Source organism: Streptomyces sp. NPDC059832 (assembly GCF_042731715.1).
Taxonomy (GTDB): Bacteria; Actinomycetota; Actinomycetes; order Streptomycetales; family Streptomycetaceae; genus Streptomyces.
In genome coordinates this window covers 109113-135304 of the sequence record NZ_JBHWIY010000002.1, presented here as the reverse complement: position 1 = coordinate 135304, position 26192 = coordinate 109113, and the positions used below count along the sequence as shown (strand labels likewise).

Here is a 26192-nt window from a genome sequence, read left to right as displayed (position 1 = left end):
ACCCGCGCGACGTACGTCACAGACCACGAAAGGACTTCCCTCCACCCTGCGGGGTGGACGGTGGGCTGCTCCCCCGCCTCCGGGACTTTCCTTGGCGGATCTCCCCGACGTTCTTCCTGCCGGTTCTCAGAGAAGAGTGAGGGTGAGAGTGGCGCTGTAATCCCCGGGCCGGGTGAATCCGGGAACCGTGAGGGTGAGATCGGCGTCGGCGTCGAACCGGCCGCCGGTGAACGGGCGGGAGCCGTCCGGATCCATCCGGCAGAGGCTCGCGGCCTCGCTCCCGAGCACGGCGGGCGACCCGGCCACCGGCACCCCGACGCTGCCGCTCTGCGCCGTGCATCCGGGCGTCCAGCGGACGGCGTCGGCCGGGATGGTGCCGCCGTCGGAGCCGGTGAAGCCGGTGAGGGTGGCGGTCAGGGACCAGCCGCTGTCGACGCCGCGGGCGTCCTCCACCTCGACCCGGTTGAGCCGGGAGCGCTGCACACCGCTGCCGGTGCCCAGGACCGTCGTACCGAAGTCGACGGTGTCGCCGTCCTGGACCATGGACAGCGTCCCGGCCCTGACCGAGGTGTTCAGCTTCTGGTCGGCACTGCCGCCGCCTCCCCCACCCGTGGAGACGGTGAACAGGGCGGTCCGTACGGTCGCCGGGTCGTTGCCCTCGTCCGCCTGGACGGCGACGACGGCGTCGGAGATCACGGTGAACTCGACGGCGAAGGTGCCGTCCGGGCCGCTCTTGACGTAGACCGCGCTGTCGTCGAGCCCGGTGCCCGTCGCGTCGAGGCCGATGACATTGATCCAGCGGTCCGGGTTGTAGTTCTTGCCGCTGACCGTGACCACACTGCCGACCGGGCCGCTGCTCCGCGACAGCGAGATCTCGCGGTCGCCGGCCGCGACGGCCCTGACGGCGAGGGGAGCCATGGCCTCCTTCGTGCCGTCGTTGACCTTCACCTCGTACGCGCCGTCCGGCACCGCACCGGCCTCCGCGAGGGTGGCCGTGCCGTGCAGTGTCCCGGAACCGTCGATGGTGAGCGTGTGGCTCCTGAACTTCAGCGGATCGCAGCCGCCACCGCCCACCGCACAGAGCGAGGGCACCGGCGCACCGCCCGGCGTCCAGCCCGAACCACCCAGTGTCACGGCGGTGTTGGGGCGTACGGGGTCGGCGGGCGCGCTCAGGGTGGCGGGCTCGGAGCCGGTGCCCTCCACCGTGACGGTGCCGATGCTGCCACCGCCGTCGACGACGTCGCACGGCGTCTCGAAGACCGAGCCGAGCACCTTGGTCTGCGTCAGCGTGCGGAGCGGGGTGAACGAGAGGTCCCCGGAGGCATTCGCCGGGACCAGGAAGTCGCCTTCGTACGGCGGGAGTTCGATGGGTTTGCCGGCCGGGATGTCCATGGTGAACTCGGCGCCCCGCACCGTGACGGTGCCGGTCGCCCCGCCGGACATGGCGAGGTCGAGGCTGGGGATGGTCGGTACGTCCTCCAGGGCGAGCGCACTGGTGGCCGGGGACGGGCCCAGCGTGACCTTGGCATGCACCTTCCCGCCCGGGGCGACGACCGCGGGCGACAGTTCGACGGTCATCTGCTGCGGCCCGGTCGCCTCGCCCTGGCCCGCGGGCAGGGTGCAGTGGACGGTCGGAGCGACCGTACCGGCGGCCTGCCCCACGGCCGGCGGTGCGGCCTGGGCGGTGGCCCCGGCGCAGCTCAGCGACATCACGAAGCAGGCAGCGAGCAGACCGGTCACGCCGGGTCTTCGTCGTCGTATCACCAGACACCCCTCCATGGCCCATTGATTGCGCACATTGAGGAGGGCGGGTGCAGAGAAGTCAAGAGAGAACCGATTGATCCTTATCTGAAATGCCCGGAAAGCATTTCTGCGGGAATTTCAAGGGTGCCTGTTGACATCTCTTGACTTCTCTGAAGATCACAGTTTCACTGCACCCGACATGCCGGGCCCGGCACGCAGATCCACCTCTTCAGTTCTTCGGTGAATCTGCGGAATTCAGAACCGGAAGGAGTTCCCCCCGTCATGTCGTCGAATCGAAGACACATCTCCCTGGTACTGGCCGCGGCCTGTTCCGTGGCCGGCGCGCTCGCGCTGGCCCCGACAGCCCATGCGGTGACTCCGCTCACCGCGACGGCCACGTACGACTGCGGCGCCTGGGGCAGCGGTCTCGCCACCCTGACCGCCACCGACTCGGGCACGTCCAAGACCATCAAGATCACGTCCACCGCGATCACCATGCCGACCGGTACCAGCGCCGACCCGAACAGCATCACGACGACGCTCAAGCTCAGCAAGACCTCGGGCGGCGTCACCAGCCAGGTGCAGTTCTCCGGGAAGACCAACCCCGGCCTGAGTGGCGGCAATCCCATCACCCTGGGCCCGCTGAAGCTCACCTCCGGCACCCTGGCGGCGGGTGACAGCACGAATTCCGTGGTGCTGCCCTCTCCCCCGAGCGCCACCAACTGGTCACTGCAGATCGTGGCGTCGTCCCCGACGTCGGCCACGGTTCCGTGCGTGGCCACGGCGAACCAGTCCGCCCCGTTCGTCTGGTAGCGGCCCCGCCCCCTCATCCGCACGTACGACGCCGGCCCGGGGCGAGGACCGCTGTCCCCGCCCCGGGCCGGCACCCGCACGCCCACTCACTCCGTACGGGAGGGCGCGCTCACTTCATGCGGGTGGCCCACTCCTGGACCTTCTTGATCCGCTGCTGGATCTGCCCGGCCGTGGCCTCCGCGCTCGGCGGCCCGCCGCACACCCGCCGCAGCTCGGTGTGGATCACTCCGTGCGGCTTGCCGCTCTGGTGCGTGTACGCCGACACCATCGTGTTGAGCTGCTTGCGCAGCCCGAGCAGCTGCTTGTGCGTGACCACCGGCCGCGCCTCGGCCGGCTTCTCCAGCAGGTCGGCCTCCCCGGCCGGCTTCTGGCGGCTGTGCGCGATCTGCCGGGTCTGCCGCTTCTGGAGCAGCAGCTGCACCTGGTCGGGTTCCAGCAGCCCCGGAATCCCCAGGTAGTCCTGCTCCTCCTCGCTGCCGGGGTGCGCCTGCATGCCGAATTCGGCACCGTCGTACAGCACCCGGTCGAAGACCGCGTCGGATTCGAGGGCCTCGAAGGGCAGCTGCTCCTCGGTCTCCTCGTCCTCCAGCTTCTCGGCGTCGGCGAGGAGCTTGTCCTCCTCCGCGAACGGGTTCTCCTCGTCGCTGCCCTTCTTGGGCTTGTCGAGGACGTGGTCCCGCTCGACCTCCATCTCGTTGGCGAAGTCGAGCAGCATCGGAATGGTCGGCACGAAGACGGAAGCGGTCTCGCCGCGCCTGCGCGAGCGCACGAAACGCCCGACGGCCTGCGCGAAGAACAGCGGCGTGGAGATGGTGGTGGCGTACACGCCCACGGCGAGACGTGGCACGTCGACGCCCTCCGACACCATGCGGACCGCGACCATCCAGCGCGACTCGTCCTCGCTGAACTGGTCGATCTTCTTCGAAGCGGCCTTCTCGTCGGAGAGGACCACGGTGGCCTTCTCGCCGGTGACCCGCTTGAGGATCTTGGCGTACTCGCGCGCCGATTCCTGGTCGGTGGCGATGACCAGGCCGCCCGCGTCCGGAATGCCCTTGCGCACCTCGGTCAGCCGCTTGTCGGCGGCGCTCAGCACATTGGGGATCCACTCGCCGGTGGGCGACAGGGCGGTGCGCCAGGCCTGCCCGATGGCGTCCTTGGTCATCGGCTCGCCGAGCCGGGCGGCGATCTCGTCACCGGCCTTGGTGCGCCAGCGCATGTTGCCGCTGTAGCTGAGGAAGATCACGGGCCGGACGACGCCGTCGGCGAGCGCGTTGCCGTAGCCGTAGGTGTAGTCGGCCGAGGAACGCCGGATGCCGTCGTTGCCCTCCTCGTACACGACGAAGGGGATCGGGTTGGTGTCGGACCGGAACGGCGTACCGGTGAGCGCGAGCCGCCGGGTGGCCGGGTCGAAGGCCTCCTGGCACGCCTCGCCCCAGGACTTCGAGTCACCGGCGTGGTGGATCTCGTCGAGGATCACGAGGGTCTTGCGCTGCTCGCAGCGGTTGCGGTGCAGCATCGGCCGGACGCCGACGCCGGCGTAGGTGACCGCGACGCCGTCGTACTCCTTGCTCAGCGGGCCCGCGCTGTAGTCGGGGTCGAGCTTGATCCCTATCCGGGCCGCTGCCTCGGCCCACTGCTTCTTCAGGTGCTCGGTCGGCGCGACGACGGTGATCTGCTGCACGACGTGGTGGTGCAGCAGCCATGACGCGAGGGTCAGCGCGAAGGTGGTCTTCCCCGCGCCGGGGGTGGCGACCGCGAGGAAGTCGCGCGGCTGCTCCTGGATGTACTTCTCCATGGCGCCCTGCTGCCAGGCTCGCAGCTTGCCGGCCGTGCCCCAGGGGGCGCGGCCGGGAAAGGCGGGTGAGAGGTGGTGGGAGGCGGTAGTAGTCACGGTCTCCGGTTCGGGTCTCTCGGGTACGTGGGGCGCTGTCCGCACGGCCGGGACGGACCCGCACGCGATACGACAACCGGGCCACCTTACCGGGGGGCGGCGCGGAACCCTGTACGGACGAACGGTGGTTCGGCGCCGCTGAGACCCTCTTCACAGAGCAGCGCGTTACGCGGCGAACCCGGGGAGCCGTTCCGCGATCCTGGGCATGTCGAGGGCCCCCTGGCGCACGTCCAGCACGAACTTCTCGGCCGCGTCGACATCGAAGTCCGCGCTCAGGCGATGCCCATTGATGTGCAAGAAGACCCAGGTGGCATACCAGGCGATGCGCTTGTTCCCGTCGACGAGCGCATGATTGCGCGCCAGCGACTCCATGAGTGCCGCGGCCTTCTGCCACACGTCCGGATAGGCATCCTGGCCGAACACGCTCGCCTGCGGACGGGCGAGCGCCGAGTCGAGCAGCCCGTAGTCGCGCACCTCGGCAGCCCCGAGACGCTCGGCGAGGTTGAGCAGCTCGGGAAGTGTCAGGTACTGCATCAGGCGAGCCTCCGGTTGAGCTCCTCACTCACCTTCAGCACGTGGTCCGCAGCCTCGTTGAAGAGGCGCGAGTGTTCGTTTATGGCGGTGATCACCGCGTCATGGGCGAACGACTGCATACTCCGCCCCTCCGACTCGGCGCGCGCACGCAGTGCGTCCAGCTCTTCTTCGGTGAACCGCAGATTCAGACCAGCCATGCATGGATGGTACCGCGTGGTACCACGTGGCACTAAGCCTTTGTCCGCACCCGGGCCGCCACCCACGCCCCCACCAGCGCCACCCCGGCCATCGGCAGGAAGACCACCGCGAACGCCCCCGGATGTGACCCCGCCGCCCCCGCCTCCGCCGCTTCGTGCACGGCCCCCACCGCACCGCCGCCGAGCGCCGCGAAGGCCGCTCCGCCCGCGGCCAGCAGCAGCACGTTCGACAGCCCGTCGGAGATCTGGAGGGCGGCCGAGTTCGCCCCCGCCTCCTCCGGAGCCGACAGTTTCAGCAGCAGCACGCTCGTCGACGCGATCACCACGCCCATGCCGAAGCACCCGAAGGCCCAGGCCACGGCCACGGTCCAGACCGGCACCGAGTCGATCAGCACGGACGGCGCGGCCGCTATCGACGCGGCGACCAGCACCATGCCGCCCACCATCAGGCGCTCCCGGTACGGCTCCAGGCGCGGCCGGGACTGCACGTACGAACCGAGCGCCCAGGTCCCGCCCCCGGCCGCGAGCGAGAACCCGGCCATCGTGGGGCTGAGCCCGCGCTGGGTCACCAGCATCAGCGGTACGAACGACTCGGCGGCGATGAACGACCCGGCTGCCACCCCGCGCAGCAGCACCACCGAGGGCAGCCCGCGCGCCGCGCGGCCGGTCCCCGGGGGCAGCAGCCCCCGCACGGCGGGCACGAGCAGTGCGACACCCACGGCCGTCGGCAGCAGCGCCAACCAGTTCCGCTCCTGCCCGGCGTACTGGAGCAGCGCCGCACCCAGCGAGATCCCGAGCGCGAGCAGGATGCGCCGCCGGTCGTACGGCTCGACGGGCGCCGAGGGGTCGGCGGGCCCGGACGCCCGCCGCCGGATCGCGGGCAGCGCGAGCGCCAGCGGGAACACCACGAGGACGGGGATGCCGATGAAGACCCAGCGCCACCCCAGGTGCTCGGTCACGCTCCCGGCGGCGAGCGGCCCGACGACCGACGGGATCACCCAGCTCGCGGCGAAGGCGGCCAGGATCGACGGCTGCAGCCGCTTCGGATAGGCCCGGCTGATCACCACGTACAACGCCACGATCACCAGCCCGCCGCCGAGCCCCTGAACGGCCCGCCCCGCGACGAAGATCCACATGGTCCCGGCGGTCCCGCAGAGCAGCAGTCCCGCCGCGAACGCGCTGATCCCGGCGGCGAGCGGCCCCAGCGGACCGCGCCGGTCCGCCCACTGCCCGGAGAGCACCATGGCGAAGAGGCTGGTCGTGAAGTACGCGGAGAACGCGAACGCGTACAGCGGAATGCCGTGCAACTCACGTGCGGCGACCGGCATCGCGGTCCCCACGGCGGTCGCCTCGAAGGCGATCAGGAACACGACGGAGACGATGCCGACACTGAGCGCCCGGTAGGTCCGCCCGAGCACCCCTCCGGATTCGACGGCGACAGGAGCCTCGGCGGCAAGCGGCGGGGCATCGATGTCGTCACGCGGTTCCAGGGCACTCATGAGCCCAAGAGTAAGGGGCAAGGTTTCGTTTGGACCCTGTCGCGAGACGGTCCACCGGTCCTCCATTGGTCGTAGGTCCACGGCGCCGAACATGAACGCGGCATGGCAGTCGCATTGCACCCCGCCCCGCACTCTTGAGCGGCCGGGACACCCGGCCCTACGGTCGAACCACGACGAGGAACACACGGCCGTGTGCCCGAGTGGTTCAGGGGCTCGACTGCAACTCGAGTTACACCGGTTCGAATCCGGTCACGGCCTCCGAACGACGTACGGAAACGGCCGCCCCAGTGACGGGGGCGGCCGTTTCGCTGCGCTCCGGATTACGCCGGGTCCAGCGCCGGCCGGGTACCGAGCCCCGCATGCCCCTCACAGTCCAGCTCTTTCGCCATGGCCAGGGATACCGAGTGGGTGACGGCCGCATAGGCCCTCTTCAACGCCTCAATATCGTCCTCGGGCTTCTTGAGCACCCTCATCCGCTCGACGTTCATCTCGATATGCGCAGGGCTCTGCTCGGACCCGGGCAATTTCCGACTCCGGCAGTCAAATCGAACATAGGCCTCGTCAGGGGCGGCCACCGCCCACTCCCCGATCCTCAGCCGAGTGAACCCGGTGGGCGGCTTGTCGTCCGCAGAGGAAGCCTGGTAGGACAAGCGCCAGGCGACGCGAAGTTCATAGTAGGGCCTCCCAACCGGGGTGAAGATGCGGCAGACGTCACCATGGTCGCCAACGGGCTCAGAGGCAGGGAGAGAGAAGACGCCGCTCAACTCCGCGGCGCTGTGTGCCACCGTCGACTCCTCCCCGGACGCCTCGAACCGCGAAGAGCCGGTGATGACCTTCAGTGCCTTCCCCGCCTCGGCAGAAACTGCGGCACCTCCGCAGAGCTGCTCGGGGAGTACGGACTGTTCCCAGGCCGCCTTCGCGGGATCGTCCCCATCCCCTCCGCAGCTGACGGCGCCAGCCAGCAGAGCGACAGCGGCGGTTGCCCCCAGAATACTTCTGCGCATTCGTCCGCTCTTTACGAACATCAGCACCTTCCTGATGCCATTGCCTTCTGTGTTCAGACCATCACGTCGCCCGAGCCGGGCCGGCAGCGGGTCGTGGACCGACAGCTTCGGCCCATGGCTTCCACCCGCCATCAGCCGGTCTCCGGGTCACTGCCCTGCCGGTCCTCCCGGTCGTTGCCGGACGCAGAACCTGCTACTTCGGCGTGAGCACGGGGGACTTCGGCAGACCACCGTTGTTCTCGCAACCGAGTTCCTTCACCAGCTTGAGCGAAACGGCATGCAGGATGGTCATGTTCAGGTTGCGATACTCACGCGTGTCCGGTGCGTCGCTCTCACCACGCCCGAAGCTGCCATGGATGCGTAGCGGGGTTTTGTTCCCGTCCCCGTAGCCGAGAAGCCTCGAGTCGTCCAAGTCCTCGGCCAGGTCTTCTCCTTCTCCTTCACCGAACGCAGCCACCATCACGTCATCGTCCACCCTTCTTTCCTGGGACACGGCACACCGCACTCCCCCACTCACTGCCGAATCGGCTCGCCGGAGGACCAGAAATCAGAACGCTCCCGCGGCCGCAATTCCTCCACCTTCGGCCCGCCGGGGTGCCCTGGCGTCCCCTTCGGATAAGTCATCGCAGAGTTCACGGCACAACTGACCCCAGCACTGACGGAGATGTTGCCAATGCTGCCGACATCCAGGGAGACGGTGAAATCATCAGCATCCCTGGCCCTGATCCGTGGCATGTCCTTGTCGGAATTGACACTGACGACCTGGAAGCCCTGTCGTTCCCAGTATCGCTGGACAAGTCCCAACAGATTGTCGCGCCGCCGCTCGGAGACCACGGTGAGGATGTTCCTGCTGCGGGTGACGGTCGTGGTCCCGGTCGGCTCGTTGAGACCAGTACTGCACGCCGCTTCCGAAGGTGCACCGTATGCCCACTCCACAGGCGGACGGATGGCCGCCAGCGTGCCGTCGAGAACCCCCTCCGCGCGCCGCCCCGCCTGCCGCATGTCCATCGCGGACGCCTCCCGCCCCTTCTCGCCCCAGTCCGTCCCGCCGTCGACTCCGCAAGCGGCAAGCACCGCCACCACGAGGGCACACCCCAACAGCCGCACCCGCCCAATCACACGCACCATGCCCACCCCGCTCCAAGTACCGCCATCTGCAAGGGCTTCCTTCATCACTGAGTTGTCGAAGTGAAAAATCTCCGCCGCCTCACGGCCGCCGCCCTACCGCAGAAGTTGGCGCAGCCCAGTATGGACAAGGACGCGCAGCACGCCATCCGTTGACCACTCCACCCTCGGCGGACATTCTGGGAAACCTTCAAGGCTCAGCCAACGCCCCGTCCCACGATCAGGACCGCAACGTCAGCACCGGTCTCCGGAGTCAGCCGACACAGGATGTCGCCCCCCCCCCCCCGGTCCAACGGTGGCCGAACTCGCACCCGGCCTTGAGTGCGTCGACAACGCGGTCCAGGCCGCCCGGACTGGACCAGGCGAACGAAGACAGGCCCGATACGGACTCAACCGTCTTCGACAGCCAGCCTTTGAACAGACCGTCGCACACCTCCTCCGTCCCGACGTACTCCGACGCCGCCTTCGCCTCGCCACACACCCGGCCTCCACAAGACCTTGGGGCCTCGCCGCAGGCGCGTAGACCTGGCCGACGGCTGGTTCCCACCGCGTCGGAGCCTGTGCGTGCTGTCGCCGTACGAGTTCACTTGATGCTCCAGCACGCTCGGGGCGCAGACCTGTTGGATGCTGGAGACCGTGGCGTATGCATCCGGGCGCCGGCCCAGGGCGCTGAGAAATTGGCGGGCCAGCCGTGCCGCTGCCTCGCTCCCCACTTCATCCAGGGAGGACCGATGGAATTTTCGGCGTATCGACGCATGCCAACCTTCCCGTAACGATGCGCGCGAACGCCGTCAGCACCTTCTGCCGCAAGCTGACGTTCAGCCCGGGGTCGGCCACTTCCATTTCGAGAGGAAGCCCCAACCCCTGCCCCGACGGCGCTCCGGACACCCCGCACCTGACGAGAAGCCTCATACTCGGCCGCCCCATCTCCTTCTCGACGAAGACCTGGTCGTTCACCTTGCGCCAAGACCTGGCGTACTTTGGCTCGCTCATCGACTTCACTGTCAGAGCCGACCACTTGACCGTGGCCTCAGTCACCTGGGCGCCGCCGTTCTTCCCCAGGATGCTGATGCGGCAGGCGCTGTAGGAATCGCGGAGCAGATCGTTCTCGGTCCACGCCTCTGCCTCAGCCGTCAGACGCCCGGCCAGATCTCTGAGCCCGAGGCGGGCGGAGACCTTCGGGTCTCCCTCCCCCATCGCGTCGACCACCGCTCCCACGTTCCGCTCGCCCAGGTACTGATGACAGCGGGCGAGGTCCTTGGACACATCTTGCTGGCCTTTCGCTTCCGAACACCCGGAAAGCACAACAGCGCCTACAAACAGAGTGCAGATCGGCATCGACAACGACGGGCGATTCGTCACTATTTGACCTTCATCGGCTGGCGGGCGGCAAGGACACCATTGTTGTATTGCGTCTCGGTATCCACCAGGAGTTGGCGCTTCCCCTCCAGGGACATCCCGACAGAGTCCGCATAGTGGAGTATCGGAGCAACAGCACTTGCCTGCCCTTGGCTGTCGTTCCCGTCAATACTGCCAAGCGCCTCGTCATCGTTGTTGTACTCGGCATCCTTCAAGTACTGAAGAGTATCGTTGCCATATTTCGTATCGACGGCCCCTCCTACCGTCTCCATGATGAGAGGCACCGCTGTGGTTGCGACCACACTCGCGGCCGGGCCGAGCACCACCGCCGACCCCACACCGACAACACTGCTCACAATGCTACTGACGCCATATTTTCTCCGTTCGGCTTTCTTCTCCATCGCCAGGTTCTTCAGATCCTCATCGTCCTTGAACTCCTGACTGATTCCAATATTGCGCAACTCATCAAGAATTCTGTGGACCTTCGTACCATTCCCCGCGGAGATCAACGCCTCTTCCTGGCGCCCATCACGTCGCCCGAACCGGGCCGGCAGCGGGTCGTGGACCGACAGCTTCGGCCCATGGCTTCCACCCGCCATCAGCCGGTCTCCGGGTCACTGCCCTGCCGGTCCTCCCGGTCGTTGCCGGACGCAGAACCTGCTACTTCGGCGTGAGCACGGGGGACTTCGGCAGACCACCGTTGTTCTCGCAACCGAGTTCCTTCACCAGCTTGAGCGAAACGGCATGCAGGATGGTCATGTTCAGGTTGCGATACTCACGCGTGTCCGGTGCGTCGCTCTCACCACGCCCGAAGCCGCCATGGATGCGTAGCGGGGTTTTGTCCGAACCCTTCAGCTGGGGGGTGACACACTCGAAATAGATTGTCGCGTTGCCTCGCCCGACAGAGGACTGCACACCCATGGTGTAGAGCTCATGGCCGGCCGGCAGCCCTTCGTCCTCCACGTCCTGTGGCGCATACATGGAGAACTTCACTCCCCCCTCATCCGTCTGCTTCGCACCCTTCGGATGCAACAGGCAGAGCGCGTCCCCTGCGGCCCATGGACGCCCGGACTCATACCCTTCCTTGAGCGCAGCGACCACTCTCTCCATGCCCTTCGGGCTCTTCGCGAAGAAGAGTTTGTCCCCGGTCACCTTCTCGACCATCTCCGCCAAGGGACCGGCGAACACATCGCCGCACACCTCTCCGGCCCCGACGAACGTCTTCTCCTCCTTCTTCTCCGAAGCGCATGCCACGCTCCCGGCACCCAAGGCCATCACCAGGCCAGCGGCCGTCAGCCACCGCCTCACCCGTACACACCCACTTCACTCATCCCGCAACCCTTCTCGTCATCAGCTGATTCGTCGGCCACCAACCAGCCGACGTGCACGACGCCCGCGCATGGCGGTCCCACGCCGCTCCATCCCAAAACGATCACGGGGCCTCCGCTGCCTGTCCAGTACCTCGGCACCCCCGGCTTTCGCCACGAACAATCAGGACGCAGGGCCTACCCCCTGGACGCGCGCCCGAAGATTCCCAATCCCGTAGCCGATAAGCCTCGCGTCGTCCAGGTCCTCGGCCAGGTCTCCGCTCGTCCTGGCATCGAGCTTGTCGATCTCCTCCTTGTGGCGGTCAACAAAATTTTCGACCGGGGTCTCCGTATAGCTCTCTCCCGCCTTGTAAACAGCTTCCCGCTGCTCAGCGGTGAGATCGTCGACCTTCTCCTTGTTCTTGTCGATCGCGTCCTCCCCCATACCGCCGACCACATCTCCGATGACCTGTTCAGCGGCCCCGGTCGCCACATCGGTGAACATCGGTACCAAGAGCGCACCGGCACCAATGACGGGTGCCGCGGGCAGGAAGAAGGCAGCCGTCGCTACTCCGGCCCCAAGTACGGCGGTGCCACCGAACTCAGCCCAACCGGACCGTTTCTCCGCAGCCTTCTCGTATGTCTCGTGCGCCTTGACGCCGTCGTCCACAACTTGGTCCGCACGCGACTGGTCCAGCATTCCCTGAACCTCGGCTCCGATTTTTACCGTCCGCCGGACGTCGCCCGTGTCGATTTCGCCGTCCTTGCCCACCTGCGCCTCAAGTGCGCTGCTCGTGTAGACCTGCTCGGCGGCACTCAAGGATGCGTAGGCGTCCGGGTGATGCCCCAGGGCGCCAAGAAATTTCCTGGTGATGTCACGACCGTTGAGATCGGCGGTGTCGGAGAAGTCAAGGTGACCCTCCCGGTTCCCGCCAGGCGCGAAGACGCTGTCCTCTTTATTCTTGTCTATCGCCCAATTGATGTCATCGATATACCCTGCGCCCATCGCGCCCAGACTGTCGGACAATGACTCCTGAGTCTTGAGCAGTTTGGCGTCCGAGTACTTCTCCATCACTTGCCGCATGATCTCGGCATTGTCATCATCCCTCACGATGCGAACATCGGGGTGACCTGCGGGATATCCGAGGGTCGCCGCTTCCAACGCATGCCCGAGAGCATCCGGCATGTAGTTGAGGGACGCTTTGAGTTCCTTCTCGTCGAGCGAGTCGACATCCCCGTAGGTATCCCACTTCTCTTTCCCGAAGAAGTCGAGGTAGTTCCGGACCTCATTCCCGTCCTTGTCCTTGCCGAGTTCGGCCGTGGCATCCTTGTTGACGGTGCCGTCCTCGTTGTACGCGGTCGGTACGTCGTGGAAGAAGTGCTTCGCCGCGTCGGGGCTGTTACCGAGCGCCTCCAACATGGACACGGTCGGGTCGTAGCCGGAGCCATTGACGCCCGAGGGGTTGAACGGGTTCTTGAAGGGACTGTTCACCACCTTGTTCCCGGCAAACATGTCCGGGTCCTTCTGGTGCAGCTGCGCCACGTGCTCGGCAATCGGCTTCAGGAACTTCGCGTTGTAGTTCCCGTACCGCATGATCCCGCCGAGCAGTTGGTATCCGAACGGCCCACCGCTGTCGTACTTGGTCAGCGGGATACGCTCGGTGCCGAGCTTGCGCAGCTCCGGACCCCACTCGGCGGTGAATTTCTTGTCCTGAGAAGCCATGGCGAGGTTAAGGCCCAGGTTCTTCTGGAGTGCCTGGACGTCCTTGAGCCGTTCCTTGTCGACCTTGCCGTACTTGTACGTATCGGTCGAGAGCTGACCGAAGAATGCGAGCGACTTCTCCGGGGTCAGCTTCTTGTAGAAGTCCTTCGCGAACTCGGAAGAATTACTGTTGTCGTGAAGCAGTTCGTTGAGCGCTTGGAGCTCGGTGTGTGTGATGTCGCGACCCTTTGCAGCGAGTGCGGCTGCGCGGGCCGCCTCCTCCTGGTCCAAGTTCTCGTACTTCGGCGCGGTGAAGTCGTGCCCCTCGGTGACGTTGGCCTCAAGAGCGTTCTTGAAAGCGACATCGGTGTCATTGCAGTTGTCGACGATGAGGTCGATCTTCTTCTGCCACGCCTCGATCGCCTTCTTCTGCTGGCCCAGAATTTCGAAATAGTCGGGATCTTGGTTGGGCGAGACTCCTGACTTTTCGTAAGGGTGCCGAGCCGTGACCTTTCCCTTGGCGTCGACATGAATACCGGCTGCGGGTCCCTCCTCGTCGCGGATGCTGATCAGCTCGTCCTTGGCCTTCTTCATGGCCGCGTGGGCGTCCTCGAGGATTTGTTTAATCCCTTTGGCCTCGGCAGCGGCATCCTTGAACTCCTTGGCCGTCTTGCCGATGAACCCTCTGGTGACGCCCGCGTTGGCGCCTTCCCACTCGGCCTTGTCCGCTTTGGCTTTCATACCGTCACGGGCATCCTCGGCCAGTCTGTCCAGTTTGGCAGCCATCTCCGACCAGTCGTCGGCCGCCGCCTTCAGCTTGACCACGGGCGCGTCGACAATATCCTCGAACTTCAGCATGCGCCTGTTCCCCCACGTACTACTTCAGGTATTCGTTGAGCTTGGAGACAGAAATCAGGTCGCCGCCGATCTGCACATCGTCCTTTGCATGGGCGGACTTGGTGTAGTCGAGATGGTTCGAGATCTGCGCACAGGCATCGAGAAGGGTCTTCAGGTGAGTGTTCCACCGATCATGGACCTTCAACAGCGCAGACCCACTCGAAAAGTTCCCATTGGTGAGCGCGATCGCCGCGTCGAAGGTCGAGGGCCGAGCGTGGTCACCCTCTCTGGAGAGCCGGGTACGCAAACCGTATGCATCATGCCCAATGGCACCCAAGTGGTCTTGATTGACCGCCAGATCCGCGTTGGCGGGACCGGCTTGGCCACCAGTGCCGCCCTCAACCCCGTTGAGCCGCATATCGACCCGTTGCGTCGACTCCGCGCGAAGCGCCGCCCACTCTGCGTCGAACGTCACGAATTCCCCCGTCACTCATCCCTGGATGCCGTCGAAGCCATTCTCACCGGCGCTCACGCTAGCCGCTCAGTTTCAGCCGATGCGCCCCGAGAGGTGCTCACTTTTCTCGCGAAACCGAATAAAATGGAAACCAAGGGCAGTCATGTCTACCGTTCGTTGGCTCCTCGCCGCACCCCACCAGGGCCGCCGATACCCTCGAAGTGAGAGCCCCTCCGCAGGTCGAAGTGCGCCCCGACCATCCCCAGTCGTAGGCAAGTTGTAACCGGAGTGGCCCGGCAGGAAAAGCGTAGGCGGTTCGGGTTGTTGAGGAGCGGCGTTCAACCGGGCTGACAGGTGGGACAGTTCGCTCCTACTGCCCGAGAGGCTCTCCACGGTGGACGGGATGGCTGATCGCACAGTCCACGCGTCGACCCGCAGACCCACCTCGACCTGCCGGCCTGGCTGACCGAACGCGCCCAGAGCTTCGAGCACTGGGCCGAGTCCACCAGCACACCCGAAACATGGGACTTCTCCCTCCAGTCCCTGGACGCACTGCAAGACCTCATCCACAGCCAGTACGACAGCGACACGGAAACCCTCACCGTGCGACGCGACGCATTCTTTCAAGGGGCATGTTGGTACATGGGGGAAGTGGTTTGCCGCACTCAAAGGACGGTGTGGAAGTTCGAGCCGTTCGCCGTGAACGGCGCCGAACCGCCATCCCTGTTCGGGGAGGCGGATCCGTCAGGGGTCATCGACGACCCCTGCGTGGAAGCGCCCGGAGAGGACATGGAGGAGGCCATCTGTCCGGTGAGCGCCGTGCACGGACTGTTCCGCACCAAAGACGTGCTGGCCAACCCCATCGTCCAGCACCTCTCCGACGTGCTGGACGACTGCAACGAGGAGGACGAGGAGTAGCCGGGGTGCCGCCGCGATCGTGGCAGGTGGGGTGGATGCGCCCGTCGGCGGATGTGTCGGTCCTGGGTATTCGCCGAGTTCGACAAGGACGGGGTACTTTCGCGGGGAACCCTGATCTGCACCGGGTCCCCACATACGAAAGGCGACCACCCTGCGCACGGCGCGGGCAGTCGCCTTCTCTCGTACGGTCCGGAGATCAGGAGGCGATCGTCGTCTCTTCCTTGAGCGCTTCCTTCACCATTTCCCGCAGGTGTGCCTCGTCCTCCTTGCTGAGCGAGGTCTGGACGAGCTGACCGCCGAACTTGACGATCTCGGGGACGACCTTGTCGCGGGCGGACTTCCTGACGAGCACGAAGACGGCGGCGGCGCCCGGCCGGAGATTGGCGCTCAGCTCCTTCATGAAGTCGTCGTTGACACCGGTGTCGACGACGGACCCTCCGGCGGCGCCGGCCGCGGCACCCACCGCGGCACCGAGGAACGGCACGAGGAAGAGCAGCCCGATGACGCTCCCCCACAGCGCACCGCCCGCGGCACCGGTACCCACGTGGTTGACGGCCTGATGCAGCTTGATCTTGCCGTCCTTCTCACGCCGCTCTACGACGACGACGTCCTCCAGCTCGACGAGGTGCTCGCGGTTCATGGACAGCAGCTTGTCCCGGACCTGGTCGGCGGTGGCGAGATCGTCGTAGGCGATGACGAACAGATTGCTCATGCGGCTGACTCCTCCTCGTGGTGCTTTACCGCACCAACCATAGAGGAACTGTTGTTAAATAAGACATTAGGTCCAAATGTACCGACCCTCCAGCCGCTTCAGCTCTCCGCCGCTCCCACCACCCGCGCCCGACCGAGCTCCGCGAGGACCGCGTCCACCGACTGCTCCACGGTCTGCCCGGTCGTGTCCAGCCAGAGCCCGATCCGCGGCGTCTCCTCCCGCAGCACCCGGTCCAACGCCTCGACCGTCCACCCGGCCCCGTAACCGCTCTTGCCCCGCCCGGCCTCCCGCTCGGCAACGGCCCGCGGCTCGGGGGCGAGCACGACGACGTACAACGGCTGGGTCCGCACGAGACCGACATACCCGGCCAACTCCTCCCCCAGCACCACGTCCTGCACCACCGCGGTCCAGCCCTCACCCGCGTACGTATCGGCCGTCATCGCGGACAACCGGTACCGGAGCCGGAGCTGCGCAGCAGCCTCCTCGTACGCCCCCGGCACCATCTCGGCCCGCCCCGACACCACCATCCGCCGGAAAACGTCCCCCCGCACATGAACGGCCCGCGGCAACCGCTCGGCAAGGGCCTGGGCAACGGTGGACTTCCCAGACGCCATCACACCGGTAATGAGGACGACCGCGGGACCGGGCTCATCACTGTTCGGATCCCGTTGGCCGTGTGCAGGAATCACCGCATCGTTCTTCATCGCTCTCTCCTGAGGCTTGGAAGGTCGTTCGGGCCGACAGCAGTCGGCGCCGCTGGACTCCGTGGTGGGGCGGCGACCTCCAGCTTCTCCACACAAGCCGGCCGCAGATATGCACCGGCAGCTGATTCCGGTACGCCTCGTCCCGTGCCATCCGCGTCAAGTCAGGCAGACGCAGGCAGGCATGCCCGCTGCCGGGATCAGCGGCTCGAAACAGGCCCGCGATCAGCCCGCGACGGCACCCGCCAGGAAGGCGGTCCAGGCGGCCGTGGCGACGGCGAAGGTGGGGCCGTCGGTGACCTTGGAGTCACGGACGTGGACGGTGTGGGGGCAGGTGGCGACCTCGACGCAGGCCTCGCCCTCGTTGTTGCTGTAGCTGGACTTGCGCCAGTCGTAGGCGACTTCGATGCAGGCGCCGCCCTCGTTGTTGCTGTAGCTGGACTTGAACCAGGAGAGCTCGGGACCGGTGGTCACAGTTGCCTCGCCTTCGTTTCGATGATCTCCGCCGACTTCCAGGGGTTGAGCGCCTGGGCCCGCAGGATGCCGAAGAGGTCGAACGTATCGCCCACCTGCTCCGGTTTGGAGATCAACCTATCGCCGCCCTGGCTCTCCGCGAAGACCAGATTGCGACCTTCCGCCGTACACATCAACTGCATGGGCCCGTTCAACCCCGCGTGCGTGTGCTGATCCGAGGGCATCACCTGCACCGTGAGGTGGTTCATCCGCCGCATGCACTCCAGCAGATGCAGCAACTGCTCCTTAAGTACCTCCGCGCCGCCCAGCGTCCGCTCCAGGATCGATTCCTCGATGACGAACCCGACGTACGGCGGAGGCGTGCGCATCAGCACTGCCTGCCGTTCCAGCCGCGCCTCGACGTGCCGGACGATCTCGTCCTCGGTGTACGCGGGTTTGCGTGCCCGGTACAGGGCGTGCGCGTACGCCTCCGTCTGGAGCAGCCCCGGGATCAGCATCGTCTCGTACGCGTTGATGACCCGCGCCTGCCGTTCCAACCGCGCCCAGTCCAGGAACTTCGCCGGGTACTTCTCCTCGTCGATCAGCTCGATGCACGCCTTCAGCGCACCGCCCGCGACGAAGACCCGGTCCGCGTCGGCCAGCAGCTCCAGCGACGGAATGCGCTCCGCCCGCTCGACCGCCCCCATCAGCGACTCCGAGATCAACAGCTTGTCCGCCGCATCCTTCTGCGTGAGCCCGGCCCGCACCCGATGGATACGGATCAGTTCGCCCACGAGCCGCCGCACCTGCGACGGCGCACTACTTGTCCCCACAGTCACCACCACCCTCACCACATCCCGTCGATGTGGACCGCGCCCTCCTGGTCACGCTACGCAGCCACCCGAATCCTTGGAGTCATGACGAGCAAGAAACTCCCCGAATGGGTACCCGCCGCCGGACACCAACTCCACCTGACCGGCATCCACTTCGACGCCATCCGGCTGCGGGGCGTACGGGGCGAGGCCGTACTGCAGCACCTCGGAACGCTCACCGAAGGCGAACCGGGCCCGGTCGTACGGGAGATCGCGGGCGCCCGGTGGACGTACTTCCTGATCCCGCCCGGGTCGAGCAAGGAGTACGACTGGCCGCCGGGCGCCAGGTGCTTCGGGCCGGCTGCCCGGGACCAGTACGTGGGCATCCCCGCACCGGACGGCAACACGTACCCGCTGAGCTGGCGGTGCGGGGCGCCGCGAGAAGGGGAGTTCGTGGACGTGGAACTGCTGTACGGGCTGGTGATGGCGCAGTTGACCTCGGATGGGTAGGGGGAATATCGCGCGACGTGAACGGTGGACGTACCGCCGACGAACCACCGGCCAGCGCGCTCCGACTCATCTGATGAAGCGAAGTCCCATTCACATGGCGGGAAATAACGTCGCACAGCACAGCGACGAAACCATCACTCTCTGCATCTTCACGCGTACGCGGGGAATCCCCCTGCGGTGCTGTGGCCGTCGCGGCGTAGTCCTCGACGCAGTGCTGCACGATCGGCCGGCTCGGACGGAGGTCGCCGCCGGCGTGCACGGCGGCACGGGGGCCGTCGCAGACCACGCCCCCGCCGCCTGGCGCAGGGCCCGGGTGGTCCGCATCCCTGCAGGCACCGCGCGTATCACCTCGGTAAACGAGCCAGATGGGATCGCGCCAGGATCTCGTGCCGACGGCACGTGGGGCCGGCTGTCATGCGTCCGCGGACGCCGGACCGTTGACGGGCGTCGTAACCGCGACGCGCACCGCGCCGGTGGTCGAGGCTGCGACCTGCGCGATCGTGCCCTCTTCAGGGTGGCGGGCGACAGCGGCAGGGGTGCCCTCACGCGTCGGCACGTGGCGCACGCTCCATCCCGCGCTCTGGAAGTACGCCTGCGCACGTACCAGGGCCCGTACCATCTCGTCCTCTGGTAGTGGCTCGGTCGACCAGGTGTGATGGACCGAGGTCCCGGACTCGTCCTGGACCGTGCCGAGACCTTCCCCGGGCTGCGTGGGCGCCGACCCGACCCGCAGGGCGTCGTAGATTCGGCTGGAGTGGCCGAGGGCTCGATGCCGAGCGGGATCGTCGGCCTGCGGCTCCTCCAGTGCGGCTGGGTCGGCCGCGGTCGACGCCGAGGACTTCCCCGGCGGGAGGAAGCAGGGCGACCTCACCTTAAGGGTGGCAAGGCCCTCGCCCTTGGTGCGGTCCAGGACTCCGGTGATGCCTTCCATCCAGAAGTCATCGGGCTCCGTACGCATGCTGACCCAAGGGAAGGGGCCGGACATATCCTCCTTGTCCGACGAGTTGTACTTGTAGCCCTGCTTCAGCCAGGCATCCCGCGCCTGCAGCACGAGGTTCCTGGCCTCGGCCCCCGGAACCCCAGTCAGCTTGTAGAACAGGGTGACCTGCAGTCGGTCGTCAGGGCCGTGGTCGTCTCTGGCAATGCAGGGGCCAATGGTCTCGGGGCCCGTGCGCTCCAGTGTCGGCTTGGGCGACATGTCGTCCACGGCCTGGTGAATAATCTCTTCTGCCCGGTCGATCGCTTGCTGCTCATTCATCGTGACCTGCTTCGGTGTTTCTCCGCCGTCTTGCTGTGTCCCGCACGCGGTTGCCACGGCCGTCAGGGCCACCAGCAGTACAGCAGCTGGGAATGCCCTCCGTAGATTCACGGCTGTCCTCCGGTAACGATCTTTGCCATCTTGTTGAGGGGCTTCTCGTCCCAGTACTGGGAGTGCGCGGGCATCATGTCGCCGCCAGAGCCCGGAACCCTCCCATCGGGAACGTTGAAGACCACGCCGCCGAAATCGTCGGAGACCGGGTCGGTTCCGTGAACGATCGAGTGATCGTCGAAAAGCTCCATGTAAGCCTTCGGATTGAGGGGAGCCAGGGGGCCTGCCGGGGGCGGGGCGAGATTGATGAGGTCATTCTTGGCCGTGGCCGCGAAGACATGGTCCGCCGGGATGTTCAGGTCCTTCGCGTGCTCCACGCCCACGCCCGGACTACCCACCATGATCGCGTTGTCGACCGGCAGGTCTATGTGGGTGCTCATCGTCTGGCCTGCCACCAAGGACCCATAGCTGTTGGCCTCCTCAACGCCCTGCAGGAAGTTGCCCAGCGGCTCCTCAGCCTTGGAGACGCGTCCGGAACCCCGGCCCCGTACCCGGACCACCAGCGTCCGGCCGACCCGGCCCCAGGCCTTGGCCCGTGGCGGCCTCAGCTTGTTCTCCTTCTCCTTCTCCGCACGCAGGCACCATCACATCGTCGTCCGCCGTTCTCCCCGCCTACTGCCGGAACGGCTCGCTGGAAGACCAGAAGTCAGAACGCTCCCGCGGCCTCAACTCCTCCGCCTTCGGCCCGCCGGGGTGTCCGGGCGTCCCCGTCGGATAGGTCATCGCGGAGTTCACGGCACAACTGAGCCCCGCGCTGACGGAGACGTTGCCGATGCTGCCGACGTCCAGGGAGACGGTGAATCCCTCAGCATCCCTGGCCCGGATCCGTGGCATGTCCTTGTCGGAGTTGACGTCGACGATCCGGAAGCCCTGCCGCTCCCAATATCGCTGGACGAGTCCCAACAGATTGCCGCGCCGCTGCTCGGAGACCACGGTGAGGATGTTCCTGCTGCGAGTGACGGTAGTGGTGCCGGTCGGCTCGTTGAGACCGGTGCTGCACGCCGCTTCCACGGGTGCACCGTAGGCCCATTTCACAGGCGGACGGATGGCCGCCAGCGTGCCGTCGAGAATCGTTTCCGAGCGCTGCCCAGCCTGCTGCATGTCCATCGTGGGTGCCTTCTGTTTCTTCTTTCCCTGACCCTCTGTGCCATTTTGCCCATCGCCGGCCCCACAGGCGGCGAGCGCCGCAACCATGAGCGCGCAGCCCACCAGCCATGCCCGTCCGAACACACCCGTCACCTCGGTGCCGCAGTCTGGATCTTGTCACCGTGGCCAGCCACGACGCTTGCGATGTTGTTCAGAGAATCGCCGCCTTCGACCGGGTCGAAGTAGATCGAATGTGCAGGCAAGTCTCCGGTCGCGAGCCCAGCGAGGCCTGTGTCCCTACCGGGGGCCACGCTGAAGTGATGGCCTCCGAAATGGTTGTCGGCGGGGTCTGTGCCAAACCAGTTCTTCTTAGGACCGTACTCGCTCCCCGGAGCGACGTACTCCAGAGGATTGGACGTGGGCAGGTTGGTTACCTGATCGTTCTCCGCCGCTCCGACATAGACGTGGCTGGCCCCCACCCCGAGGTCGGAAGCCTTGTCGACGCCGACGCCCGGGCTGCCGACAAGGACCACGTCGTCGGCTGGGATTCCGCCAGGTTGCTGGGTGGCCTGACCCACGGTCAAAGATCCGTATGAGTGCCCGATGGCCGTCACATGCGGTGAGCCGGATTCATGGGTGGCCCGAATACCGCTCAAGAAGCTGTCGTAGGCAGGGGCGCCGGCCTTGGCATCGCCCTCCCGCATCACGTCGGTAGCCGACCACTTGAGGCCATCCAACTGGGGTGCGTCGTAGCCGAGCCAGACGATAGAGGCAGTCGTGGTATCCGGGTACATCTTGTTCGCGGCGTGTGCCACGTTCCTGGCCCGGTCCACGTCCGATGACGCAAAATGTTCGCTCAGCTTAGTGTTCAGGCCCGGCACATACGCAGAGACGTTCTTCGAGGTGTCCGGATTGCCGAACGACACGATGGCACGGCCGTTGCCTTCCGAGCCAATGCCGAGGAGATACGGGCGGGGCTCCCGGCCCCGGTCCAGTTGCTGCTGGATGCCTTTCACACCATCGATCTTGTCTTTAAGTGCTGCCTCCTCGTCCCCGACCGCCCCGGCATAGTCAGCCTCCAAGCTGCTCAACAGCAGTGGCAGGTAAGTCCGATTGGCCTTGTCGCGGTCAACTGCTGGAATCCCGTCGCGGTTCCCAATCTGCTGCGGGTAGTCGTGGATCAGCTCGGCCTGCAGGCTGGGGGAGAGCCCCGCCCACCATTTCTGCACGGCCTCGGGTGAGGCCTTCTCTTGCGGCATTCCGAGCTCGGACAACAGCTCACTGTTGAGTCCATTCGCGGTCGCCAACTCCAGCAGGCCAGCGCTCCAGTCACCTTTGGCGCACCGTTTGGCGGCATCAGTGAAGAGCTTGATCGCCGCCGCGTATTCCTTGTCGGCTGCCTGCGCCGCACCTAGGGCATCGCCAATTCGGTCGGCGTATTCCTGGGCGTGAGCCACGTGGTCACGATTCATCATCGCCACGTCGCCCGGCGCCAGGTGGCTGGTGTCGATAGTCGGGGCGGTGACCGCACCATCGTCGGCGACCTTGTAACCAGCCTCCGTGGCGTCTGCAACGGCTTCCCTGAGCCGGCCCTGTTGGGCGGCGAGCTCCTCACCGCAGGCCCTCAGCACGGTACCCACACCATCGAGTTCTTGCTTGGCAACGTTCAGGTCACGCTGCATCCGGGCGAGCCGATCGGCGGCGGACTCGGCAGCCACCCCACCCCAGATCCCTTCCTGCGAGATAGGCCGGTGCAGATACTTGCCGAAATCACCTGCGTGAGTAGTGAAGCGCTCTGCGAGCTTGTCCCAGGCATCGCCGGCGTCGGTCAGCAGAAGCGGCTTGGCGTCACGGAGTTCCGAGACTCGCATGCGTCAGCTTCCTCCGTTCGCCAGCGGTGGCACCGTGAGTCCAGGAGCATAGGGGCCAGGGGAACCCTGAGTGTAGGGGCTGAGGCCAAGGAACGAATTGCGACGTTCCTGGTCCTCTCGGGCGAAGCCCTTACTGGAGTTGCTCACCGCATCCGCAGCGCCCCCCACCATCCCCGCCAAAGAACGAAGTGCCTTCGTCCATGCTTCCAGACAGTCATCGATCGCTCGAGCGGACTGAAAACCGGCCAGCCCGGCGACCGCCGCGTCTGTCGGTACGAACAGAGCCTTGATGTCTTCCGGTATGTCCTGGGCAACCTTGTGTGCAGCGTCACCCGCTTTCCGTACCTCGCCTGGTTCGATCCAGAACCCCTGCGTTCCGCCGCCGATCGGTGTGGACATACATACCCCCTCAGAATTTGAACATCCGTAGGCTAACCACAGGGTCCTCCTTGGCCCTGAGTATGCGTACTCAGGGCCAAGGAGGGCAGGGAACCATCCCGAGATCCATGGGATACCTGAACCAAGGACGATCGCTATTCTCAGTCGATCCGTCGACCGCCCTGCTGCCAAATCTCATCTGCCGACTGAAGGCTCACGGGAACAGCAAGAATTTCCGCATGGAATCAGCGCCCCGGCTCCCCGCCATATGGAGGGCCGCCATGCGGTGAGTTGGATCCAGGAGGGAGTGTGGAAGGCGCCCCGAAGTAAGGTGGCGTGGTCGGCTGGTGCGGGTTGGGATTCGGAAGATCGTACGTAGCCGCAGGCAACGCGGCTGCGGTATCGGAGCGCCGACGAGAGCGAACGACCAAGACACCGGCGATTACACCGATTAGCGCGATCACGCCAATGCCTAGTCCGATCCAGAGACCAGTGTTCCCGCTGCTGCCATCGGAAGCGGGGGCTGCTGCGCCCTGCTTGTTGGCGTCCGCTGAACCCCCGGTCGCCTTGGAGGGCTTGACGGAAGGACTGGGGCTCGGGCTTTCGGCCGCCGCGAGGTCGGGGAGCGGGTATACGTCGGGCGGGCCGGGGTCGCCCGGGGTCTTCAGGGCGATGCGGGGGCGGACCGCACCGTATCCGACGTAGTCGTCACGCTTCGCGCCACTCTTCGGCTTGCCGGCTGTGTTCAGCATGACGCGGAGGACCTGGTTGTTGGTCCAGTCAGGATGCTTGGACCAGATGAGGGCGGCAGAGGCGGACGCAATGGCGGTGGCGTCGCTGGTTCCGCTCGTCTTGCACAACTGTGTTCCGCCTGTGCAAGGGTGGACCATGTTGATTCCAGGGGCCGTGAAATCGATCTGCGGACCGTACTGAGACTCGTCAGTCTTCCTCGCGTCGCGGCCGAGGGCGCCAACGCCGACGACCCCAGGCGTACCAACCGGATATTCGATCAGGTTGGCCCCCTCACCGCTGTTACCTGCCGCCGCAAAGATCAACGATCCCTTGTCGAGTGCATACTTCACCGCATCTGTGAGCGCCTGTGAACCCGCCTGTGCGCCCAGTGAAATATTGATGACCTTTGCACCGCGCTCAACCGCATACCGAATCGCCACAGGGGCGGCCATGTTGAATTGCTCGTCAGCTTCTGCCTGATTAGCTCCGGCTCCAGGTTCAGGCATGCGAATTGGGAGAATCTTGGATCCCGGCGCAAGCCCGAAGGCCCCATTTCCTCCGTTGCTCTGCCCCGTTCCTGCAATCAATCCTGCCATGCTAGTGCCGTGACCGTCATTGTCTGTATGCTCGTCACCTCGGGCATTCTGCGCCAGGTCCTTTCCTTTGAGAACCTGGCCCAAAAGATCGGGATTCTCCGGGTCCACACCGCTGTCGATCACAGCAACGACGACACCCTTTCCCGTACTCGTCTTCCATATCTCGTCGGCTTTCATGGCATCGAGATGCCACTGCATGGAACGCGTGGAGTCGGCAAAGGCGGGCCCAGCAGAGCCACCCATCAGGAGTAGGCCCAGTGCGGCCGACACCATCGTTCGCCGCCGTGTGAGTCCCCTGTTCCTGATGCGCATCCGAGTCCTTAGTGAGTTAGTTGTCGATCAGTCGATGACCGGCGGGACAACGCGTCGACTGCCTTGCTGCCAGGTCTCATCGTCTTCGACCAGATAGTCCGGCCGGTCACCTTTCTCATCTCGCCCTGTCGTGTGCGCCCCAGAGCCTTTACGCATCGAGCCTTTTGAGGCTCCGCCCCTCACCAAGCCGGATCCTCCGGCAGTGAACGGGCGCGTGGTCCCGTGGCCCTGCTGTTGGCGACCACCAACCACGCCACCCGCCTCCCCGGCCAGTCGGCGACCGCTGCCGCCTGCATTTGGAGAGACTCCGGGACCGACGCCGCCGCCCATGCCTGGGGCGCGCCCCATGGGCGCTGTGCCGTGGGTGTTCTCGCTGCCGATGACCGTTCCACGAGGAATGCCAACAGTAGAGCGCCCTGGTCCTGGGGGTACAACGCGGCCACCGGTGATCCCGTTGGGCCCGGGGGCACGACCCACCGGCCCGGGGCCCAGCGGAGTCGCCCCCGGAGCAGACACTGACGGACGTGGCAGACCTGTCGCCCTGCCTCCTCCACTTGTGCTGCGTGGCGCGGAGGGGCTGATGTTGGGAGCTGGCGGAATGATGGCCGGCGTCAGCGAGGGAAGGCTGTCAGGCCTTGGCCCGGTTGGCGGCACTACTGGATTCGCGACTGGCGGAGGCAGAGTTTCCGGCAGCATGGCCACCCCGTCGATCCCCATGCCAACCGGTCTCGAGGCGGAGGGCGACGCTGTGTGGGGGGAGATGCCCACACTCCTGACGGGCGAGGTCACGTCAACTGGTGCTTCAGCGCTGCGCCCTGGTCCGAAGACGTGCGCCGTACCACTGGCAGGAGATCCAGGTCCGACATGCCCGCCCTCTTCCCCTGCATGCTTCTGGGTTGCGTACGGCGCCATGGACTCCGGCATCGCCGGAAACACCGGCTTCTCCAGAGAAGTCATCTGCGACGACGAGAAGGCGTACGTCTGCGACAGCCTCCGCATCTGCGCGGCCGCCTCTTCGCGGTTCTTCTTTCCGGACTCGATCAACGTCTCCGCGGACTTCTTCGCAACCGCCGAAGTATCCGGATCGTTCCGTGCCGCGAGAGCCGCCTCCAGGTTCGCCTGCGCACCCGCCTCCGTCCGGGGAATCGACGCCTGCGCCGACGCGACCGCGTTCGACGCCTCGCTGAGCCACTTGGAGACGCCCTCGCTGTAGTCCCCGAGGCGCAGCGTCGCATTGGCCAGATCCGCACTCCACGTGCGGAATGCATCAGCCCCTT

The 26192-nt window shown here is 66.0% G+C and carries 27 protein-coding genes and 1 tRNA gene; 5 read left to right on the top strand and 23 right to left on the bottom strand.

Translation table 11 applies throughout. The features are described from left to right. Positions 1–126: 126 nt before the first annotated feature. Positions 127–1740: a hypothetical protein gene (locus ACFV8T_RS03015; RefSeq protein ID WP_385323853.1), complete on the bottom strand. Its 1614-nt coding sequence runs from the start codon at positions 1738–1740 to the stop codon at positions 127–129. A 285-nt stretch (positions 1741–2025) separates the two neighbouring features. Here ACFV8T_RS03015 and ACFV8T_RS03010 point away from each other — a divergent pair, with 285 nt between their 5' ends. After that, a complete protein-coding gene (locus ACFV8T_RS03010) occupies positions 2026–2556 on the top strand; it encodes a hypothetical protein (RefSeq protein WP_266418644.1) in 531 nt (176 codons plus the stop codon). 109 nt (positions 2557–2665) lie between these two features. On the opposite strand, the gene ACFV8T_RS03005 is transcribed toward ACFV8T_RS03010, so the two are convergent. The 4 genes from ACFV8T_RS03005 to ACFV8T_RS02990 all read right to left on the bottom strand — a co-directional run bounded on the left by ACFV8T_RS03005 (position 2666) and on the right by ACFV8T_RS02990 (position 6677). Beyond that, positions 2666–4447, bottom strand: coding sequence for a DEAD/DEAH box helicase (locus ACFV8T_RS03005; RefSeq protein ID WP_266418642.1), 1782 nt, complete (start codon positions 4445–4447; stop codon positions 2666–2668). Between the two features lie 165 nt (positions 4448–4612). Continuing rightward, on the bottom strand, positions 4613–4981 hold the full coding sequence (locus ACFV8T_RS03000; protein WP_385323850.1) for a type II toxin-antitoxin system death-on-curing family toxin: 369 nt from the start codon (positions 4979–4981) through the stop codon (positions 4613–4615). Continuing rightward, complete coding sequence (locus ACFV8T_RS02995; RefSeq protein WP_114249050.1) at positions 4981–5178, bottom strand: Arc family DNA-binding protein; 198 nt, start codon at positions 5176–5178, stop codon at positions 4981–4983. The genes ACFV8T_RS03000 and ACFV8T_RS02995 overlap by 1 nt, the downstream gene beginning before the upstream one ends. Positions 5179–5210: 32 nt before the next feature. Then, positions 5211–6677, bottom strand: coding sequence for an MFS transporter (locus ACFV8T_RS02990; RefSeq protein WP_385323847.1), 1467 nt, complete (start codon positions 6675–6677; stop codon positions 5211–5213). Between the two features lie 186 nt (positions 6678–6863). Here ACFV8T_RS02990 and ACFV8T_RS02985 point away from each other — a divergent pair. Then, positions 6864–6935, top strand: a tRNA-Cys gene (locus ACFV8T_RS02985). A gap of 62 nt (positions 6936–6997) precedes the next feature. On the opposite strand, the gene ACFV8T_RS02980 is transcribed toward ACFV8T_RS02985, so the two are convergent. The 8 genes from ACFV8T_RS02980 to ACFV8T_RS02945 form a co-directional block, all read right to left on the bottom strand. Next, positions 6998–7702: a hypothetical protein gene (locus ACFV8T_RS02980; protein ID WP_385324737.1), complete on the bottom strand. Its 705-nt coding sequence runs from the start codon at positions 7700–7702 to the stop codon at positions 6998–7000. Between the two features lie 172 nt (positions 7703–7874). Next, the gene (locus tag ACFV8T_RS02975) at positions 7875–8156 is read right to left on the bottom strand and encodes a hypothetical protein (protein ID WP_385323844.1); all 282 of its coding nucleotides are present in this window, start codon (positions 8154–8156) and stop codon (positions 7875–7877) included. A gap of 38 nt (positions 8157–8194) precedes the next feature. Next, positions 8195–8854: a hypothetical protein gene (locus tag ACFV8T_RS02970; RefSeq protein WP_385323842.1), complete on the bottom strand. Its 660-nt coding sequence runs from the start codon at positions 8852–8854 to the stop codon at positions 8195–8197. Between the two features lie 666 nt (positions 8855–9520). Beyond that, the gene (locus ACFV8T_RS02965; protein WP_385323840.1) at positions 9521–10072 is read right to left on the bottom strand and encodes a hypothetical protein; all 552 of its coding nucleotides are present in this window, start codon (positions 10070–10072) and stop codon (positions 9521–9523) included. 95 nt (positions 10073–10167) lie between these two features. Beyond that, entirely contained in the window at positions 10168–10764 is a 597-nt protein-coding gene (locus ACFV8T_RS02960; RefSeq protein ID WP_385323837.1) for a hypothetical protein, read from the bottom strand. 61 nt (positions 10765–10825) lie between these two features. Beyond that, positions 10826–11473, bottom strand: coding sequence for a hypothetical protein (locus ACFV8T_RS02955; RefSeq protein ID WP_385323835.1), 648 nt, complete (start codon positions 11471–11473; stop codon positions 10826–10828). Between the two features lie 183 nt (positions 11474–11656). Continuing rightward, a complete protein-coding gene (locus ACFV8T_RS02950; RefSeq protein WP_385323833.1) occupies positions 11657–14032 on the bottom strand; it encodes a hypothetical protein in 2376 nt (791 codons plus the stop codon). Between the two features lie 19 nt (positions 14033–14051). Next, positions 14052–14486, bottom strand: coding sequence for a hypothetical protein (locus tag ACFV8T_RS02945; RefSeq protein WP_385323831.1), 435 nt, complete (start codon positions 14484–14486; stop codon positions 14052–14054). A 621-nt stretch (positions 14487–15107) separates the two neighbouring features. Here ACFV8T_RS02945 and ACFV8T_RS02940 point away from each other — a divergent pair. Continuing rightward, entirely contained in the window at positions 15108–15383 is a 276-nt protein-coding gene (locus ACFV8T_RS02940; protein ID WP_385323828.1) for a hypothetical protein, read from the top strand. Between the two features lie 196 nt (positions 15384–15579). On the opposite strand, the gene ACFV8T_RS02935 is transcribed toward ACFV8T_RS02940, so the two are convergent. The 4 genes from ACFV8T_RS02935 to ACFV8T_RS02920 all read right to left on the bottom strand — a co-directional run bounded on the left by ACFV8T_RS02935 (position 15580) and on the right by ACFV8T_RS02920 (position 18043). Next, positions 15580–16095, bottom strand: a complete 516-nt coding sequence (locus ACFV8T_RS02935; protein ID WP_266418623.1) for a DUF1269 domain-containing protein — start codon at positions 16093–16095, stop codon at positions 15580–15582. 98 nt (positions 16096–16193) lie between these two features. Continuing rightward, positions 16194–16799 (bottom strand): AAA family ATPase, encoded by a 606-nt coding sequence (locus ACFV8T_RS02930; protein ID WP_385323825.1) that lies wholly within the window; start codon positions 16797–16799, stop codon positions 16194–16196. 222 nt (positions 16800–17021) lie between these two features. Then, positions 17022–17270, bottom strand: coding sequence for a DUF397 domain-containing protein (locus ACFV8T_RS02925; RefSeq protein ID WP_385323822.1), 249 nt, complete (start codon positions 17268–17270; stop codon positions 17022–17024). After that, positions 17267–18043 (bottom strand): Scr1 family TA system antitoxin-like transcriptional regulator, encoded by a 777-nt coding sequence (locus tag ACFV8T_RS02920; protein ID WP_385323820.1) that lies wholly within the window; start codon positions 18041–18043, stop codon positions 17267–17269. The genes ACFV8T_RS02925 and ACFV8T_RS02920 overlap by 4 nt, the downstream gene beginning before the upstream one ends. 123 nt (positions 18044–18166) lie before the next feature. On the opposite strand from ACFV8T_RS02920, the gene ACFV8T_RS02915 reads away from it, so the two are divergent. After that, positions 18167–18571, top strand: a complete 405-nt coding sequence (locus tag ACFV8T_RS02915; protein ID WP_385323818.1) for a hypothetical protein — start codon at positions 18167–18169, stop codon at positions 18569–18571. Between the two features lie 412 nt (positions 18572–18983). On the opposite strand, the gene ACFV8T_RS02910 is transcribed toward ACFV8T_RS02915, so the two are convergent. The 6 genes from ACFV8T_RS02910 to mycP form a co-directional block, all read right to left on the bottom strand. Then, complete coding sequence (locus ACFV8T_RS02910; protein WP_385323815.1) at positions 18984–19901, bottom strand: hypothetical protein; 918 nt, start codon at positions 19899–19901, stop codon at positions 18984–18986. Positions 19902–19936: 35 nt separating this feature from the next. After that, complete coding sequence (locus ACFV8T_RS02905) at positions 19937–20440, bottom strand: alpha/beta hydrolase (protein ID WP_385323813.1); 504 nt, start codon at positions 20438–20440, stop codon at positions 19937–19939. Between the two features lie 112 nt (positions 20441–20552). After that, positions 20553–21170 carry a hypothetical protein gene (locus ACFV8T_RS02900; protein ID WP_385323810.1) on the bottom strand — a complete coding sequence of 206 codons (618 nt, stop codon included), beginning with the start codon at positions 21168–21170 and terminating at the stop codon, positions 20553–20555. A gap of 5 nt (positions 21171–21175) precedes the next feature. Continuing rightward, positions 21176–22897: an alpha/beta hydrolase gene (locus ACFV8T_RS02895; protein ID WP_385323808.1), complete on the bottom strand. Its 1722-nt coding sequence runs from the start codon at positions 22895–22897 to the stop codon at positions 21176–21178. A gap of 3 nt (positions 22898–22900) precedes the next feature. Then, the gene (locus ACFV8T_RS02890; RefSeq protein WP_385323805.1) at positions 22901–23296 is read right to left on the bottom strand and encodes a hypothetical protein; all 396 of its coding nucleotides are present in this window, start codon (positions 23294–23296) and stop codon (positions 22901–22903) included. Positions 23297–23520: 224 nt separating this feature from the next. Next, positions 23521–24915: a type VII secretion-associated serine protease mycosin gene (mycP, locus tag ACFV8T_RS02885; protein WP_385323802.1), complete on the bottom strand. Its 1395-nt coding sequence runs from the start codon at positions 24913–24915 to the stop codon at positions 23521–23523. 910 nt (positions 24916–25825) lie between these two features. Here mycP and ACFV8T_RS02880 point away from each other — a divergent pair. Then, positions 25826–26128, top strand: a complete 303-nt coding sequence (locus ACFV8T_RS02880; protein WP_385323800.1) for a hypothetical protein — start codon at positions 25826–25828, stop codon at positions 26126–26128. Positions 26129–26192: the final 64 nt, after the last annotated feature.